Source organism: Nonomuraea insulae (assembly GCF_042656245.1).
Genome location: NZ_JBHSPA010000023.1, coordinates 413,458 through 428,237, shown reverse-complemented (window position 1 = coordinate 428,237; position 14,780 = coordinate 413,458). Strand labels below are relative to the sequence as shown.

Below are 14,780 nucleotides of genomic sequence, written 5' to 3'. Positions count from 1 at the left end.
GCCGGTCCCGGCCGCGCCGGCCACGTCGACACCACCTGGATCAACCTCAGCACGGAATGGGCCGCCGGGGGCATGGTCTCCACCGCCGAGGAATGGGGTCGCTTCGACACCGCGCTGATGTCCGGCAAGCTGTTGCCGCCCGCCCAGCTGAAGCAGACAGCACCGGCCGCCGCACCGTCTCGATCTTCACCACGACCATCTTCGGCCTGGCCGACCCGAAGGTCGGTGCCCCCAACCAGGCCCTGATCAACGGTGCGGTCTGCGCCATGCTCGACAGGCCCATCCCCACGAAGGCGACGCGGTCCTGACGAAGGAAGATCCCCGGGACTCAAGTCAAGAGCTGTGGCTCACCCCATGATGACGACGGTACCTTCCCGGGGCTATGCCGTACTCGCGCTTGAAGGCGTTGGCGAAGGCGAACTCCGAGGTGTAGCCGACGCCGGTGGCGACCTCGCTGAGCGGGGCGTCGCCGGCGCGCAGGAGCCGGGCCGCGCGGCTCAGCCGCCACCACGTCACGTACGTCAGCGGCGGCCGGCCGACCAGGGTGGCGAAGCGGCGGGAGAACGCGGCGCGGGACAGTCCGGCCCGGGCGGCGAGCGACTGCACGGTCCATGGGTGAGCGGGGTCGCGGTGGATGGCGTGCAGGGCGGCGCTGACCGCGGGGTCGGCGAGCGCGGTGGCCCAGCCGCTCGCCTTGGCCGGGGCCGGAGGCTCCTCGAACCAGGCGCGCAGGATGTACAGCAGCAGCATGTCGAGGAGGGCGAGCACGACGGTGTCCGCGCCGAGGCGTGCGTTGCCGACCTCGTTGCCCAGCAGGTCGACGGCGGCGCGCAGCTCGGGGTGCCGGCCGATCTGGGCGGGCAGGTGGATCAGCTCGGGCAGGTCGAGCAGTAGCGGGTGGGCGTGGCGCGGGTCGAGCCGGTAGCCGCCGCACAGCGTCACGGTCAGCGGTCCGTCGTGCCCGACGAAGTCGGAGACGAACAGCTCAGCGTCCTCCGTCGGGTCGCAGGCCGGCTCGGCCAGCGGAGTCGAAGGGCTGTCGGCCAGGCCGTACCCGTGACCGTGGGGGAAGAACACGACGTCACCGACGCTCAGCGCGATGCGGTCGCCGGTCGGCGGGATGAGCCAGCACGGACCCTGCAGGATCACCTGGAAGCCCGCCGATCCCGGCACGGACGGGAAGCGCTGCCCCCAGGGACCGCGCCAGGCGACGCGGGCGGAGCGGGGCTGCCCGGAGCGCATGAGGCCGATCACATCACTGAGCACATCCACACGAAGACGCTAGCACGAGACGATCGCGTATAAAGAGCGGACATTGACGCATTGGTCATGCCGTCCATGCCTCCTACGCTTGACGAACAATGTTCAAGGAGGCACGTGATGAAGCAACGCATCGTGGTCATCGGATCGACCGGGACGGTGGGCCGCCGGGTGCGGACGCAACTGCTGCGGGCGGGCGTCGAGGTGCGTGCGGTGAGCCGGGAACCCGGCGGCGACGGCGTGCGGGCGGACCTGCGGGCGCCCGAGTCCCTGCGTGTCGCCGCCGAGGGCGCCGAGGCGGTTTTCCTGGTCTGGCCGTTCGCGTCGGCCGAGGGGCTGCCTGAGGTGCTCGCCGTGCTGGGCGAGCAGGCGCGCCGGGTGGTCTACCTGTCCTCGGCCGCGGTACGCGAACACGAGCGGGAGGCCGAGCGGCTGATCCGGGAGTCCGGGCTGGAGTGGACGATTCTGCGGCCGCACTCCTTCGCGGCCAACACCCTGCGCTGGGCCGAGCAGATCCGCGCCGGTCAGGTGATACGCGAGCCGTACGGCGCGGCCGCCATGTCCCTCGTGCACGAGGAGGACATCGCCGCGGTCGCGGTCGCGGCGCTGACCCGGGACGAGCACGCCGGCTCCGTCTATGAGCTGACCGGCCCGCAGTCGCTGACCCAGGCCGAGCAGGCACGCATCATCGGTGAGGTGATCGGCCGGCCGGTGCGCTGGGAGGAGCGCGATCCGCGGGAGGCGCGAGAGCGGATGCTCGGTCTCGGCTGGCCGGCCGACGCCGTGGAGGACGTCCTGCGCGCCCAGGAGGCGATGACCGCCGCTCCGGCACCGATCACCGCCACCGTCACGGATGTCACCGGGACGGCGGCGCGATCGTTCCGGTCGTGGGTGGCCGAGCACGCGCATGCCTTCGTGTCGTTCGCGCGGGCCGCGCGGATCCACGAGTACGGCGGGCCGGGGAACATCGGCGTCGAGGCGGCTGCCCTGCCGGTGCCCGGTCCCGGCGAGGTGCTGATCAAGGTCGCCGCGACCGCGTTCAATCCCTCCGAGACGGCGTTGCGGTCGGGGGCGCTCCAGCAGGTACTGCCGCTGGCGCTGCCGTACACGCTGGGCTGGGACGTCTCCGGCACGGTCGTCGCGACCGGCGCCGGCGCGCGGCGGTGGGCGCCGGGCGAGCACGTGATCGGCCGCCTGGACAGGGGTGGGGCCGCGGCCGAATATGTCACCGCGCCGCAGAGTGTCCTGGCCGCCGCGCCCGCCGCCATCCCGCTGGCCGACGCGGCTGCCATCCCGGTCGCGGCACTGACCGCCTGGCAGGCGGTGTACGAGCACGCGCAGGTTCGCCACGGCCGGCGTGTACTGATCAACGGTGCGGGCGGTGGTGTGGGCGGCTTCGCCGTCCAGCTGGCCAAGCGCGCCGGCGCGACCGTGATCGCGACTGCCGGCGCCCGCAGCGCCGCCGCGGTGCGAGCGGCCGGAGCCGATGAGGTCGTCGACTACACGAGCGAGCCGCTGCCCGGCGGGGTCGACGCCGTGATCAACCTGGTCGTGCTCGGCCCGGACGCGGCGGCCGGGCTGCTCGCTCTGGTACGGCCGGGCGGCGCCGCGGTGTCGATCGCCACGCCGCTACCTGCTGAGAGCGCGGTGCACTTCGTGACCCGCAACGACGCCGGGCAACTGGCCCAGATCGTCGCCCTCGTCGACGCCGGCGAGCTGACCGTCGACGTCGCCGAGCGTCTCCCGCTGGAAGAGCTGGCCGCGGTCCACGGCAGGAGCGAGGCCGGTCGTACCCGAGGGAAGATCATCCTGATTCCCTGAGGTCACTCCTACCAATTCCACTCACAGTCGTCACGTCGTTCCCTTTAGTATCTATGGGTTTCAGTGATCTGCAAGTGACACATTGCAGACTCTGCTCACCAACCACGCCGCCGTCCGCATGGACGGCATGAAGGGAAGGACATCATGCAGCTGGGCAAGAAACTCACTGCCATCGCCGCCTGCGCCTTTATGGCTAGCGGGGTGCTGGCTACGACGTTTCCCGTAGCGGCTACCGCGGCTACATCGACTACTGCGCAGGAAAGTCAAGCACGTTACTATTACGGTGCCATCGCTGTGGCGCGGGACGGCCGCACCGGCCGGTCCTGGGACTACGGAACGGTGTCTGCCGCCAAGCGGCGGGCGCTGAAGGAATGCGGCCGCTCCAGCTGCAAGGTCCTTGTCACCATCGTCAACGGGTGTGGCGCTGTCGCCTACAACTCCAGGAGAAACGTCTACTGGGGCGGCAGGGGGAGCACACCCGCCAGGGCGAAGCGGAACGCTGTGGCCAATGCGGGCGGCGGCCGCTGGATCGCCTATCAGTGCACCAGGCGATAACCCTGGTACGACAGCCGCCATTCGGTGGTTGAGCTGGATGTATGCGGTGGTCAGGCGGGCTCGGTGATGGAAGCCGGCGGTTGCGGGAAGGCTCAGGACTCGGCGAAGTCAGCGTAGGTCAGCGGGCATAGCTCCTCCAGAGTGCGGCCCGCCCAGTCGGCGCGGGGCCAGCGCTGCCAGACCTTCGCCGCCGTCTCTTGCAGTCAGGCGGTCACCTCGTCCTCGTCGATGCCCGCCACCTGACCATCGCGCATGACCCCACCGTGGCCGGCCACCGAGCTGACAGCGGAGCACCACCAGTTCAACGTCCTTGGTCGTGCAGCAAAACCCCAGTTCAGCACGGAACCGTATTTCCGGGCGGGCCAGGTGGCCATCCGCCGGCTTCCAGGATCCTTCCTCATGATGGACGGCGAGGAAAGCCACAGGTTCAGGTTTCGGTCGCGGCCGGAACGGCTCTTGACGCCAAGGATCGGTGGTTTCTAGATTTTCGGTCATGACCCTTATCAGAATCTTAGCTGCCGGGCTGGCGGTCGTGACGGTGTTGGGCGCCGCGCCCGCCCAAGCCGCGGCACCCCAGGTGGAGGACCTCGGCGTCCCACTCCAGGACGTGCTCCTCCTCGGCGGGGCCGTCGCCCCCGGCCCGGAGGGCAAGACCGTGATCTGGAGCGCCTCCTCCGGCACCCCCGCCCACCTCAACGCCGTCGACCCCGGCACCGGCGGCACCGTGGCCCGCTACGATCTGCCGGACGCGGGTGGTGCGTGGGCCGTGGACGCGACCCCTGACGGCAGCGTCTACGCCGGCACGTACGGCAACAGCCACCTCTTCCGCTGGACCCCCGCCGGCGTACAGGATCTGGGGAACCCGATCACGGGCGAGACGTTCGTATGGTCGCTCGCCGCCGGCACGGGCGCGACCGTCTACGGCGGGACGTCGCCCGGTGGCAAGCTGTTCGGTTACGACCCGGCCACCGGCTTCCGCGACTACGGGAAGCTGTCGGCCACGCACGCCTACGTCCGCAGCGTCTCCTACGCCGGCGGCAAGATCTACGCCGGGACCGAGGCCCCCGCCAAGATCTTCGAGGTGGGCGCCGCGTCGGGCGCGGTCAAGGAGCTCCCGGCCCCCGAGGACACCACGGACAAGTGGGCCTATGACGTGAACGTGGCCGCCGGCTACCTCTACGTCAGGCTCGGCAGCGCGAACCCCGGCCGGCTGCACGTCTGGGACATCGCCGCCGGCCAGTGGGTCGACCAGATCGACACCGCCCACGGCCTGGACGTCTCGCCCCCCGACGACGAGGGGCGCGTCTATTTCGTCAAGGCCGGCGAGCTGGTGCGCTACGACCCCAGGACGAAGACCAGTACGCCGACGGGCGTGCCGGTCACGGGCCGCGTCGCCAACACCCGCGGCATAGGCTGGGCCGAGCTCGGCCTGCCCGACTACCCGGGCCGGAGCGTCGTGGGCCTGCTCTGGCGCGGCATGATGTTCCGCTACAACCCGCAGACCGGCGCCAGTTCGTTCGTGCAGACGGGCATCCAGGGCGAGCCGATCGACGTCACGGCGCTGTCGGAAGGCCCGGACGGCCGCATGTACGCCGGCGGCTTCCTCAACGGCGGCTTCGCCGCGCTCGACGACGGCAAGGTCGCCGAGTTCCACACGTTCTCGCAGAGCGAGGACATGGCCCTGCACGACGGCAAGCTCTACATCGGCGCCTATCCCGAGGCCAGGGTCTACTCCTACGACCCCAAGCTGCCCTGGAACAGTGTCGAGTACTCGCCGAGCCCCCAGCCCGGTCCCGCCCCCAACCCGGCGCGCCTGTTCGACTTCGCCGCCGACAAGCAGATCCGGCCACGTGCGCTGGTCTCGGCCGGACGCTACCTCGCCGCCGGCACCATGCCCGACCTCGGTTACCTCGGCGGTGTCCTGGCGATCTGGGACCCGTCCTCCGGCAAGCTGAAGCACACCCAGCGCAACGTGATCCAGGATCAGTCGATCGTCTCCCTGGCGTACAGGGACGGCATCCTGTACGGCGGGACGTCGATCTACAGCGGCCAGACGGCCACCCCGCCCACGCAGAAGGAGGCCAAGCTCTTCGCCTGGTCGGTCAAGGACGACAAGCTGCTGTGGGAGATCGTCCCGGCGCCCGGCAAGCCCGCCGTCCCGGCGCTGACCTTCGACGCGACCGGCAGGCTGTGGGGGATCGCGGGGGGCGAGGTCTTCGCCGTCAATACGCACGCGCGCAAGGTCGTCCGGCACGTGACGCTGTCGAGCAGCGCGAGCTCGAGCGGGCAGCTGGCCTTCAACCGGCGGGACCTGACCCTGTACGGCGCGCACGCCGGGCAGGAGGTGTTCTCGCTGAACCCGCTGACGGGGCGGCACACCGTACTGAAGCAAGGGCCTGTCCACCAGTTGGCGGTGCACAGCTCGGGCGAGGTGTACTTCGCCGAGGGTCCCCGCCTCTTCCGCCTCACCAAGGACTAGAACGGGCCGGGCCGCCGTACGCCCCTGACCTCTCGGGGCGTACAGCAGATCCGGTACGTGTAGAAGTTCTCGAAGCGCGACAGGTAGAGGTGCCCGTCGGTGCCCTTGAGGAGAGTCGAGATCGGCCGGGCGATCAGGGCGGACGACGCCATCATGAGCTGGCTCGAAGCCGGCCCGGCGAACGCCGCCCTGTTCGCCGCCGATCCCGTCGCCGCCCTGCGGCGCGCTCAGCCGGACCTTCCTGAGGACTTCTTCGACGGCTGGCGCGCAGGCACCTCAGGCCAGTAGCGCTCTGCCATTCGCCCAGGTCACGGCGTGCGCCACTGACAGTGACGATGGAGACGAGCGGTCAGAAGCCCAGGTCGCGGGCGGCCAGGGCGGTGCCCTCCACCCGGGCCCTGATTTTGGCGAACGCGATTTCGCGAGAGGTGGAGGTGTCGTCGGCGAAGGGGGAGAACCCGCAGTCGTCGCAGGTCCCCAGCCGGTCGACCGGGAGATGGCGGGCCGCGGCCAGCACTCGCGCGCGCACCTGCTCGGGCGTCTCCACGACAGGATCGACCGGATCGATCACGCCGACGAAGATCCGCCCGTCGGCGGGCAGGTGATCGGCGATGACGGCCAGCACCTTCTCGGGCTCGGGCTCACTGGCCAGTTGCAGGTAGAAGGCGCCGGCCTTGAGCTGGAACAGCCGGGGCAGCAGCCCGGCGTAGTCCACATCGGCGCTGTGGGTGGAGTCCTGGTCTCCACCCGGGCAGGTGTGCACGCCGATCCGGGCCCGCTCGGTCTCGGAGAACCGTTCCAGCACCTGGTTGTTGAGCGCGACGAAGTCGTCCAGGACGCTGCCTGAGGGATCGAGCTTGAGCGCGAGGCGGCCTTCGGTGAAGTCGAGTTGCACCATGTGGGCGCCGCCGTCGAGGCAGCCGCGAATGTCGGCCTCGGCCTGGTCGGTGAGATCGCCGAGGAACGCCTCGCGCGAGTAGCCGTCGATGCCGTCGGCGGGATAGAGCAGGCTGAGGGCGGACGGCGCGATGACGGCCTGCTTGACCGGGACGCTCGCGTGCCGCCGCGCGGTCTCCAGGTAGCGGGCGGCCCGCACGGCGTACCGGAACGGCCCGCCGGTCAGGCGCGGCAACTGCCGGGTGTGCCCGTCGGCGAACGGAATCACCACCCCGTCCGGGTCGAGAGCGGGCAGTCCGGCGATCGGGTACGTCGCGAAACTCGGCTTGGACTGCTCACCGTCGGTCACGACCGGCGAACCCAGCTCCTCCAATCGGCTGATGGTGTCGGCCACCGCCTGGTTGGTGGATGCGGCCAGTTCGGCGTCGTCGATGTGGCCCTGCGCGTGGGCCTGCAGCGCGGCCAGCAGTTCGGGGGACCGCGGGATGCTGCCGATCGGCTCGGTAGGGATGTTCATGACGCGACCATAGATCGCTCAACACTAACCGTCAACGATCAATCACTCTAGGTAGCTACGTCCGTGTTGGCAGCTCTGTGCGGCGTGTGTGCGTCCGCCTGGAGATGGCGACGCCACGTCGAACTGTCGTCGTCCAGCTCGCCACCGTGCTCGTCGTCCGTCCCGCGGCGAGTGATGTGTAAATTGCACAGAGTGGAAGACGAGGTCAGCGGCCGCATCCAGGTACGTGGCACGCGGGTGCACAATCTGCGGGACGTGAACGTCGCGATCCCGCGCGACGCGCTCGTCGCGTTCACGGGAATCTCGGGGTCGGGCAAGTCGTCGCTGGCGTTCGGCACCATCTTCGCCGAGTCACAACATCGCTATCTGGAGTCGGTCGCGCCCTACGCGCGCCGGCTGCTGCAGCAACTGCCCATGCCGGACGTCGACGACATCACCGGCCTGCCGCCCGCGGTCGCGCTCGGTCAGCGGCGCTCGGTGCCGTCCGCGCGGTCCACGGTCGGCACTCTGAGCAGGGTGTCCAACTCGTTGCGGATGCTGATGTCACGCGCCGGGACCTACCCCTCGGGCGCACAGCGCCTGGATTCGGACGCGTTCTCGCCTAACACCGTCGCCGGAGCGTGCCCGAGGTGCCAGGGGCAGGGGGTGTTGCACGAGGTCACCGAGGAGTCGCTCGTCCCCGACCCGTCGCTGAGCATCGCGGAGGGTGCGATCGCTTCGTGGCCGGGCGCCTGGCAGGGCAAGAACCAGCGCGACATCCTGGCGACGCTGGGCCATGACATCCATCGGCCCTGGCGCAGCCTGCCGCAGGAGGAGCGGGACTGGATCCTGTTCACCGAAGAGGAGCCGGTCGTGACGGTTCACCCAGTGCGCGAGGCCGGCCGGATCCACCGCCCCTACCAGGGAAAATACGCCAGCGCGCGGCGGCTGGTGCTCAAGGCGTACGCGGCCTCCGCCAGCGAGAAGAGCCGCCGGCGCGCCGAAGGGTTCATGACCAGCCGGGCGTGCCCGTCCTGCGGGGGACGGCGGTTGCGTCCCGAGGCGCTGGCGGTCAGGTATGCGGACAAGGACATCGTCGAGCTGGCCGCGATGCCGATGAGTGAGCTGGCCGGCCTGCTCCGCCCGTACCGCGACGAACGAGGGCCGGCGGGGGCGCTCACCCATGACATCCTCGACCGGATCGACGTACTGGACGAGCTCGGGCTGGGCTATCTGAGCGTCGCACGGCCCGCGCCGACCCTGTCCAGCGGCGAGTTGCAGCGCATCCGGCTCGCGACGCAGCTCCGCGCCGGGTTGTTCGGGGTCGTGTACGTGCTCGACGAACCCTCGGCAGGTCTGCATCCGGCCGATTGCGCCGCGCTGTCGGACCTCCTGCGTCGCCTGCGCGACAGCGGCAACACCGTCTGCTTCGTCGAGCATGACATGGACGTCGTACGTCAGGCGGACTGGGTGGTCGACGTGGGCCCCGGCGCGGGTGGCGACGGCGGGCGGGTCCTCTACAGCGGGCCGGCCTCCGGCCTGCGTGATGCCGAAGGATCGGTGACCCGCCGCTACCTGTTCGCCACCGTCGTACCGGAACGGCCGCAGCACCGGCCGACCGGCCGGCTGCGGTTGCGCGGGCTCACCCGCAACAACCTGCGAGACGTGGACGTCGACGTGCCGTTGGGCGCGTTCACCGCCGTCACGGGGGTCTCAGGCTCAGGCAAGAGCAGCCTGCTGGAGGCGATCGCCGAGGCCGTCGCCGAGGACAGGAGGGTGGTGTGGGTGAACCAGCAGCCCATCGGCCGCACTCCGCGCTCCAACCTCGCCACCTACACCGGGCTGTTCGACACGGTGCGCAGGCTGTTCGCCGCCACGGACAGCGCGCGTTCCCAGGGGTACGGCCCCGCACGCTTCTCCTTCAACGTGGCGGGCGGACGGTGCGAGACCTGCCAGGGCGAAGGCTATGTCTCGGTCGAGCTGCTCTTCCTGCCCACCACCTACGCGCCCTGCCCGGACTGCGGCGGGGCGCGCTACAACCCCGACACCCTGCGGGTGACCTACCGGGACCGCACGATCGCCCAGATCCTGGCGATGACGGTCGACGAGGCCACCGGCTTCTTCGACGACGTCCCCGCCGTACGCCGTCCTCTGGAGAGTCTGCACGAGGTCGGGCTCGGCTATCTGCGGCTGGGACAGCCCGCCACCGAGCTGTCCGGCGGTGAGGCTCAGCGCATCAAGCTCTCCGCCGAGCTGCAGGGCCGCCGTGCCGACTCCACGATCTACCTGCTCGACGAGCCGTCCACCGGCCTGCACCCGCACGACACCGACGTGCTCATGGACCGGCTGTACGACCTGGTCGACGGCGGTGGCACAGTCGTGCTCGCCGAGCATGACATGCGGGTGGTGGCGACCGCCGACCACGTCATCGACCTGGGACCGGGCGGCGGATCGGCCGGTGGCACCGTGGTGGCCGCCGGCACACCGGCGCAGGTCGCCGCCAGTTCGCGCAGCCGTACCGCGCCTCATCTGAAGGACCTGCTGTGACGCGCGGCGCGTCGTATCGGTGAAGTTTTCACGGACGGTCCCACTTGGCGAAGATCAGCTGAAAGTTTCGGGACACCATTTCCGCTGGAAGAGAGCGTGCTAGGTGCATAATCCAGTCGGAAGAGGCCGAAACTTTTTTGAGCATTCTTGACATATTTCGGGAGGGTTTCCACACTGGGTCCTCGAGGTGACCTCCCTGCTGGGTCGGGGCGGCGGTCGATCCGGCGGGGTGTGTCTCCGCGTTCGCTTCGTGATTCAGCAATGGAGGCTCAGGCATGCGCACCAACGCCTTACCCGCCCCTGAAACCCGACGATCCTCCGGCGGCTTCGGCGGCTTCCGCCGGGTTGTGGCCGTCGGCGTTCTCGGCTTGGTCAGCACGATCGCACCATTGGCGTTGTCGGTTCCCGCCGATGCCGCGGAGACCACGCTCGGTGCGGCGGCCGCACAGAGCGGGCGTTACTTCGGCACCGCGATCAGCGCCGGCAAGCTTGGCGAGTCGGCCTACACGACGATCGCCAACCGCGAGTTCAACATGGTGACGCCCGAGAACGAGATGAAGATCGACGCCACCGAGCCCAACCGGGGGCAGTTCAGCTTCACCAATGCCGATCGCATCTACAACTGGGCCGTGCAGAACGGCAAGCGCGTCCGCGGACACACCCTGGCCTGGCACTCCCAGCAGCCCGGCTGGATGCAGTCCCTGTCCGGCAGCACGCTGCGCCAGGCGATGATCGACCACATCAATGGCGTCATGGCCCACTACAAGGGCAACATCTACGCCTGGGACGTGGTCAACGAGGCCTACGCCGACAGCGGCGGCGGACGGCGAGACTCCAACCTCCAGCGCACCGGCAACGACTGGATCGAGGTGGCCTTCCGCACCGCGCGGACCGCCGACCCGGCCGCCAAGCTCTGCTACAACGACTACAACATCGACAACTGGACATGGGACAAGACGCAGGGCGTCTACAACATGGTCAGGGACTTCAAGTCCCGCGGCGTGCCGATCGACTGCGTCGGTCTCCAGGCCCACTTCAACAGCGGCAGCCCGTACAACAGCAACTTCCGCACCACGATCTCGAGTTTCGCCGCCCTCGGCGTGGACGTCCAGATCACCGAGCTGGACATCCAGGGGGCCTCGGCCACGACCTACGCCAACGTGGTCAACGACTGCCTGGCCGTCGCCCGTTGCAACGGCATCACCACCTGGGGCGTCCGGGACAGCGATTCCTGGCGCTCCGGCGACACTCCACTCCTGTTCGACGGCAACGGCAACAAGAAGCCTGCCTACACCTCGGTCCTCGCCGCCCTCAACAGCGTGAGCCCGAACCCCGACACCACCGCGCCGAGCACGCCGGGCACTCCGGCCGCGTCCGGTGTGACCTCCTCCGGCGCGACGTTGACGTGGACCGCGTCGACCGACTCCGGTGGTTCGGGCCTGGCGGGCTACAACGTCTACCGCGAGCAGGGCTCCACCGATCCGCAGCTGGGTCAGTCGGCCACCAACTCGATCACGCTGACCGGGCTGACCGCCGGCACCCAGTACCAGGTGTACGTGCGGGCGCGTGACGGCGCGGGCAACCTGTCCGGCAACTCCCAGCTGGTCACCTTCACCACCCAGACGGGCGGCGGCACCGACACCACGCCGCCGACCACGCCGGGCACCCCGGCGGCGTCCAACGTGACCTCCTCCGGCGCCACGCTGACGTGGACCGCGTCCACGGACGCGGGCGGCAGCGGCCTGGCCGGTTACAACGTCTACCGCGAGCAGGGCACCACCGACCCGCAGCTGGGTCAGTCGGCCACCAACTCGATCACGCTGACGGGACTGACCGCCAGTACGCAGTACCAGGTGTACGTGCAGGCGCGTGACGGCGCGGGCAACCTGTCGGCCGGCTCGGCGCTGGTGACCTTCACCACCACCGGTGGCAACAGCGGCGGCTCCTGCACCGTGACCGCGACCACCCAGACTCAGTGGCAGAACGGGTACGTCGTCGACCCGGTCCGGGTGACGGCGGGCAGCTCGGCGATCACCGGCTGGACGGTGACCTTCACCCTGCCGGCCGGGCACACCGTCACCGGCTCCTGGAACGCCCAGCTGACCGTGAGCGGGCAGACCGTGACGGCCAGGAACGTGAGCCACAACGGCAACCTCGGCGCGGGCGCCAGCACCGCCTTCGGCTTCCAGGTCAGCCGTCCCAACGGCAACACCTCGCTGCCGAGCGGATACACCTGCGCCTGACAGCTGTTCATCCCCTGGCCCATCCACCCCTCACCGGGCGTGGGTGGGCCGGTGGCCTCTCATCGGCCTGCTCGGCTTTCGGCTCGCCGGGTCAGCAGCAGGCCGATGGCCATGCCCGCCCCGCAGAGGACGAAGGGCCAGCCGTACGGGCGGCGGGGCGCCCACTGGTCGAAGGCGATCACGATGCCGGACAGGAAGACGGCCGCGGCGAGGGCCCAGCCCGCGATGTGAGCGACGCGGCGCGTCCGGTGCCTGGCCAGGCTCCAGGCCAGCACGAGCGCCATGAGCAGGCCGGGCCAGGCGAGGATGACGTAGCTCCAGACGGAGATCTCGTCGCTGGAGGGCTCGCCGATGAGGGCATGCCTGAGCGGCCCGTCGAGGAACAGGTTGAGCAGCGAGGCCGGGAAGGCCAGCACCGTCATCAGGATCCAGCCGTACAGGTAGCCGCCCAGCTGGCCGTTGATCGTCGCCCAGGTCAGGAGGGCGATGGCGGCCACGTACGAGATGATCGTGATCGACACCGGGCCACGTGTGGATGCCGGGCTGCGCTCAACGAGGTGGATCACGTGACCTCTTCATGATCTGTTGCGGATCAGGGAAGCAGGGGAACTTAGTGCAAGTGTGTCATCACTTTATGTGATCAACCGTGGGACGCTTGCCCAGTCCGGTAGTGGTTCGCATCTTCCTCTCCACCGCTGCGGCAGCTGGGCGGTTTCGGCGACCGCGACTATCCCGCCGACGATGGCGCACGTGGTGTCGACGTCCCCGCCGGCCGCCGCCGTGGTCCACATGGCTGCCTCGAAGTCATGGCGTACGCGAGCCGTCACCCAGAGGGTGAACGGGACCGTGTCGTGAGCGGTGACGTGCCGGCCGTTTCCGAGCATCCGGGCAGCCAGCGTGGGGTCGCTGATGGTGAGGAGCTGCCGAGCCTCGGTGATGCCGTCGAGGACCATGCTCGCGGGCACGTGTGCGCTGACCCGATCGAGGAAATGGCCGGCGGACAGGTCGGGTTCGCTGACGGTTACGGCTGTGGCCACGGCGACGGCTATGGCGCCGGCCACCGCTTCGGGATGAGTGTGGGTGACCTGTGCCGACAGGGCGGCCTGCCGGACGACCCGCGTCAGGTCGTCGGCGAACCACGCGCCGAGCGGGGCCACGCGCATCGCGGCACCGTTGCCCCACGAGCCCTTGCCGTCGAAGAGTTCCGCCGAGAGCGCCCGCCAGTCGCCTCCTTCCCGGACCAGCCGGAGCAAACGATTCGTCGCGGGACCGTACCCGCGGTCGAAGTCGTGACGGGTGGCGAAACTCGCGGCGAGTTCGTCCTGGTCGATGGTGCCGTGGTCGGCCAGGACGCGATAGATGGAGCACGCCATCTCGGTGTCATCCGTCCACTGCCATGGGGCGGGCGGAAGGAGACGAGAGGAGAGGGCATCACGATTGGCCGGAACGAAGAACTGGGAGCCGAAGGCGTCGCCGAGAGCCAAGCCATGGAGAGAGGCTGCGGCCCGCGCGAGGAGGAGAGCTGACATTGCTCTCATTGTGAAGCACGTCGGCTGTTCGGTTGCGCCACGGGATTATGCGGCGTGGCGCCTGGTGTGGAAGCTTTGTCCCGTGCTTCCAGAAGACGTGGCGCGTGCGGTTTCCCATTATCTGTCGGTGGCCGACCGATTGATGCCGGGGCGGATCTGTGGGTTCTACGTGGTCGGCTCGATCGCGCTGGGCGCCTGGCGGAGTGGACGCAGCGATATCGATTTCGTCGCCGCGGTGGATGGCGACCTCGGCGAGCGGGACATGCGTCGGCTGGCGCTCCTGCACAAGCTGGGCAACGTGCCGGCGGCCTGGCAGGCCCTGGTCCGGGCCCGGCCGTCCATCCCGGGCACGGTGAACGGCGTCTTCGTCGCGGTGAGCGATCTGGGCAGGCCGGTGACGCGGATCCGTCCGATCGCGTCCCACAGCGGGCCGTCCTTCAAACGGGGGCGAGGGTTCGAGGTGAATCCGGTGGTGTGGAAGGTGCTGCTGGAAAGGGGCGTCACGGTACGGGGGCCGGCTCCGCATGAACTGGGCCTCGACCCGGAGCCGGGCAAGCTGCGCGAATGGAATCTGCGGCAGTTGCACGGCCACTTCGCCACGTGGGCCGGTAGGGCGCTGTCGGGCAAGCCCCCGCGCAAGCCGCTGCAGCCGGCTCATCGGGTGGCGATATCCAGTGCGCTGGCTCCTCCCCGGCTGCACCACACGATCGTGACGGGTGAGGTGATCTCGAAGGAGGCCGCGGCGCAGTACGCGCTGGAGACCTTCGAGGCACGCTGGCATCCGTTGATCCGTCTGGCGCTGGCCCGCCGTCTCGGACTGCCGGCGTCCGTCGGCGTCGATGCGTCCCTGACGGATCCCCGCAGACTGCCTCGCCTGGTGGGCGAGTTCACCCTCGACGTGATCGCGAGCGCGGATCGACGATGTGAAGGCGTTTGATCGAGATCAGTGCGCG

Annotated in this window: 14 protein-coding genes; 8 read left to right on the top strand and 6 right to left on the bottom strand. The window is 69.6% G+C overall.

Annotated features, from left to right (window positions below; all coding sequences use genetic code 11):
- The first annotated feature begins 92 nt into the window (after positions 1 to 92).
- Entirely contained in the window at positions 93 to 308 is a 216-nt protein-coding gene (locus tag ACFPZ3_RS19635; RefSeq protein WP_379515591.1) for a hypothetical protein, read from the top strand.
- A 25-nt stretch (positions 309 to 333) separates the two neighbouring features.
- Here the strand turns inward: ACFPZ3_RS19635 and ACFPZ3_RS19630 are convergent, their stop codons facing one another.
- Entirely contained in the window at positions 334 to 1,272 is a 939-nt protein-coding gene (locus tag ACFPZ3_RS19630; protein ID WP_379515590.1) for an AraC family transcriptional regulator, read from the bottom strand.
- A 108-nt stretch (positions 1,273 to 1,380) separates the two neighbouring features.
- Here ACFPZ3_RS19630 and ACFPZ3_RS19625 point away from each other — a divergent pair, with 108 nt between their 5' ends.
- Both ACFPZ3_RS19625 and ACFPZ3_RS19620 read left to right on the top strand, forming a co-directional pair.
- Positions 1,381 to 3,081 (top strand): zinc-binding dehydrogenase, encoded by a 1,701-nt coding sequence (locus tag ACFPZ3_RS19625; protein ID WP_379515589.1) that lies wholly within the window; start codon positions 1,381 to 1,383, stop codon positions 3,079 to 3,081.
- 144 nt (positions 3,082 to 3,225) lie between these two features.
- Positions 3,226 to 3,636, top strand: coding sequence for a DUF4189 domain-containing protein (locus tag ACFPZ3_RS19620; protein WP_379515588.1), 411 nt, complete (start codon positions 3,226 to 3,228; stop codon positions 3,634 to 3,636).
- 203 nt (positions 3,637 to 3,839) lie between these two features.
- Here the strand turns inward: ACFPZ3_RS19620 and ACFPZ3_RS19615 are convergent, their stop codons facing one another.
- Positions 3,840 to 4,010, bottom strand: a complete 171-nt coding sequence (locus ACFPZ3_RS19615) for a hypothetical protein (protein ID WP_379515587.1) — start codon at positions 4,008 to 4,010, stop codon at positions 3,840 to 3,842.
- A gap of 119 nt (positions 4,011 to 4,129) precedes the next feature.
- On the opposite strand from ACFPZ3_RS19615, the gene ACFPZ3_RS19610 reads away from it, so the two are divergent.
- A complete protein-coding gene (locus ACFPZ3_RS19610) occupies positions 4,130 to 6,115 on the top strand; it encodes an NHL repeat-containing protein (RefSeq protein WP_379515586.1) in 1,986 nt (661 codons plus the stop codon).
- Here ACFPZ3_RS19610 and ACFPZ3_RS19605 read toward each other — a convergent pair.
- On the bottom strand, positions 6,112 to 6,270 hold the full coding sequence (locus tag ACFPZ3_RS19605; protein ID WP_379515585.1) for a hypothetical protein: 159 nt from the start codon (positions 6,268 to 6,270) through the stop codon (positions 6,112 to 6,114). The genes ACFPZ3_RS19610 and ACFPZ3_RS19605 overlap by 4 nt on opposite strands.
- On the opposite strand from ACFPZ3_RS19605, the gene ACFPZ3_RS19600 reads away from it, so the two are divergent.
- A complete protein-coding gene (locus tag ACFPZ3_RS19600; RefSeq protein WP_379515584.1) occupies positions 6,269 to 6,403 on the top strand; it encodes a hypothetical protein in 135 nt (44 codons plus the stop codon). The two genes, ACFPZ3_RS19605 and ACFPZ3_RS19600, sit on opposite strands and share 2 nt — an antisense overlap.
- A gap of 61 nt (positions 6,404 to 6,464) precedes the next feature.
- Here ACFPZ3_RS19600 and ACFPZ3_RS19595 read toward each other — a convergent pair whose 3' ends face one another.
- Positions 6,465 to 7,529 carry a cobalamin-independent methionine synthase II family protein gene (locus ACFPZ3_RS19595; RefSeq protein WP_379515583.1) on the bottom strand — a complete coding sequence of 355 codons (1,065 nt, stop codon included), beginning with the start codon at positions 7,527 to 7,529 and terminating at the stop codon, positions 6,465 to 6,467.
- A 192-nt stretch (positions 7,530 to 7,721) separates the two neighbouring features.
- Here ACFPZ3_RS19595 and ACFPZ3_RS19590 point away from each other — a divergent pair, with 192 nt between their 5' ends.
- Positions 7,722 to 10,055 (top strand): ATP-binding cassette domain-containing protein, encoded by a 2,334-nt coding sequence (locus tag ACFPZ3_RS19590; protein WP_379515582.1) that lies wholly within the window; start codon positions 7,722 to 7,724, stop codon positions 10,053 to 10,055.
- A 275-nt stretch (positions 10,056 to 10,330) separates the two neighbouring features.
- On the top strand, positions 10,331 to 12,298 hold the full coding sequence (locus tag ACFPZ3_RS19585; RefSeq protein WP_379515581.1) for an endo-1,4-beta-xylanase: 1,968 nt from the start codon (positions 10,331 to 10,333) through the stop codon (positions 12,296 to 12,298).
- Positions 12,299 to 12,357: 59 nt separating this feature from the next.
- On the opposite strand, the gene ACFPZ3_RS19580 is transcribed toward ACFPZ3_RS19585, so the two are convergent.
- Positions 12,358 to 12,819, bottom strand: a complete 462-nt coding sequence (locus ACFPZ3_RS19580; protein WP_379515580.1) for a hypothetical protein — start codon at positions 12,817 to 12,819, stop codon at positions 12,358 to 12,360.
- A 111-nt stretch (positions 12,820 to 12,930) separates the two neighbouring features.
- Positions 12,931 to 13,827, bottom strand: coding sequence for an ADP-ribosylglycohydrolase family protein (locus tag ACFPZ3_RS19575; RefSeq protein WP_379515579.1), 897 nt, complete (start codon positions 13,825 to 13,827; stop codon positions 12,931 to 12,933).
- 10 nt (positions 13,828 to 13,837) lie between these two features.
- Here ACFPZ3_RS19575 and ACFPZ3_RS19570 point away from each other — a divergent pair, with 10 nt between their 5' ends.
- On the top strand, positions 13,838 to 14,764 hold the full coding sequence (locus tag ACFPZ3_RS19570; protein WP_379515578.1) for an aminoglycoside adenylyltransferase domain-containing protein: 927 nt from the start codon (positions 13,838 to 13,840) through the stop codon (positions 14,762 to 14,764).
- The last annotated feature ends 16 nt before the right edge of the window (positions 14,765 to 14,780 follow it).